Annotated in this window: 2 protein-coding genes; one reads left to right on the forward strand and one right to left on the reverse strand. The window is 66.4% G+C overall.

Features of this window, described 5'->3' with window-relative positions; translation table 11 throughout:
* Nucleotides 1–52: 52 nt before the first annotated feature.
* Nucleotides 53–1,183 (reverse strand): DUF484 family protein, encoded by a 1,131-nt coding sequence (locus B1C78_RS16500; protein ID WP_077280255.1) that lies wholly within the window; start codon nucleotides 1,181–1,183, stop codon nucleotides 53–55.
* Between the two features lie 395 nt (nucleotides 1,184–1,578).
* Here B1C78_RS16500 and B1C78_RS16505 point away from each other — a divergent pair, with 395 nt between their 5' ends.
* Nucleotides 1,579–1,797 (forward strand): hypothetical protein, encoded by a 219-nt coding sequence (locus tag B1C78_RS16505; protein ID WP_077280256.1) that lies wholly within the window; start codon nucleotides 1,579–1,581, stop codon nucleotides 1,795–1,797.
* Nucleotides 1,798–1,804 lie beyond the last annotated feature (7 nt).

Genomic DNA, 1,804 nt, shown 5'->3' on the forward strand with positions numbered 1-1,804 from the left:
GAGACAGGCCCAGAGACCACCATCATTCGCGATCCTTGCTGAAATATGCGGGTCAAAACCCGAACCGGTCGTAACCCTTCTGCTGCTCCCTGACCCGGTGCCGTGACGGGCTTGTGAGGGATTGCCCGATGACCACCCGATTGCGTCCTTCCTGCTTGGCGCGCAGCAAGGCCTGGTCCGCTGCTTCCAGCAGTGCGCGCCCAAACGCCGGGTCGTCGGCCACCCCGGGCACCACGGCACACTGCGCCGCGCCCAGCGACACGGTGACCGGTTGTTCCAGGCCCTCATCCAGAACGACCGGCCGGGCGGCCACGGCGGCACGAATGCGCTCCGCCACCTCCAGGACGGCGCCGAACTCCAGCCGCGTCAGCAGCACCACGAACTCCTCTCCGCCGTAACGGGCCAGCATGTCGAAGGGACGGACATGGCTGGCGATGCGCTGGGCCACCTCGCGAATCACGCGGTCGCCCGCCGGATGCCCCAGTTCGTCGTTGATGGCCTTGAAGTGGTCGATGTCCACGAACAGGCAGGCCAGCACACCACCGTCGCGCTGGGCGCGGGCGCATTCCAGGGGCAATTGCTCATCGAAGTAGCGTCGGTTGCGCAGACCTGTCAGCGCGTCGGTCAGGCCCAACTCGCGCAGCCTGCGCAGGTTCAGGGCGTTCTCGATACACACGGCCGTGATGGCCGCAAGGCGTTCCAGGAAATAGGTGTCCAGACCCGCCAGATATCGCTGGGGATTGCGGCTTCCAAGCACCAGCGCCCCCAGTGGCTGTTCACCACGGCGCAGGGGAATGATGGCGAGGCTGGCCAGGTCGTCGCGGCCGCCGCAACGCTGCGCATGCACGCGCGCATCGTAGGGGCCCACGTAGCTGCGAAGCGGCAGTCTCCCGGGTGGGTTGAGCTCCACGTGCCCGGGGCTCGGCAGGATGCCCGCCTCGGAGAGTGCCAACCCCACCTCGCCGGTGATGTCCTCCAGAAGGATGCCCACGTGATCCAGGCGGGAGATCTTCGGCAGGTCCCGCGACAACAGACGCACGATTTCGGCGAGGCCCGGCGCACCGATCAGTTTGAGTTCCAGGGACTGAACCCGGTTGAGCTTGCTCTCGTTCTCCCGGGCACGGCGCAACAGGTCATCCAGTTGGCCGCGAAGTCTCCGGTTCTCCTGTTCGAGAGATCCCATGAATCTGTCGCGCGACGGTCAGCCCGTCCCCTGTGGGGCGGGCACACCGGGCAGGCGCCCGCGGTGAAAAGGCATGGCAACGGGACATTGATAACCCATGAACGCTCCCAATTGACCGTCTCCAGCCGCCAATGACAGCCGATCCGGGCCGTCGGTGCAAGTATCGGGACACTGCGGGGCGCCGGCCGGACCCCGCCTGGCCGCATCGCCGCCCTTGGTCTACATAGAGGGGGAGCGGTGATGATCGGCACCGCGGGGGCCCCGGGAATCGGGCACAAATACATATATCTAATTGAATTATAATAATAAATTATAAAGTCGCATGCGGCCCGCTTACGGGCCGGGCGGGCAATGGGGCGGGCACCGGGCAACCAGACCGTGCCCGGGAGGGCATCATGCAGGGCAGGCAAGACCGTGGGCAGTCACTTGTGCTGGAAACAGGCCGGGGCCGGGCACGGCACCTGTTGGACGGCCTGATCGCCTACCGCGCCGAACTGGGCGAACTGGGGCGTGAACTGGAGGCGCTGCTCCGCGCGGCCGGCGTCACGCCCTCATCGCGGGCGACAGAGTTCCTTCAGGACAACAGCCTGGGGCACGCCGACCGAACGCCCTGAAACCGCG

The organism is Thioalkalivibrio denitrificans (genome assembly GCF_002000365.1).
GTDB lineage: Bacteria > Pseudomonadota > Gammaproteobacteria > Ectothiorhodospirales > Ectothiorhodospiraceae > Thioalkalivibrio_A > Thioalkalivibrio_A denitrificans.

Bases quoted from the DNA above. Each gene is read 5' to 3' on its own strand.
- B1C78_RS16500 (WP_077280255.1), bottom strand. From the start codon at position 1,183: ATGGGATCTCTCGAACAGGAGAACCGGAGACTTCGCGGCCAACTGGAT.
- B1C78_RS16505 (WP_077280256.1), top strand. From the start codon at position 1,579: ATGCAGGGCAGGCAAGACCGTGGGCAGTCACTTGTGCTGGAAACAGGC.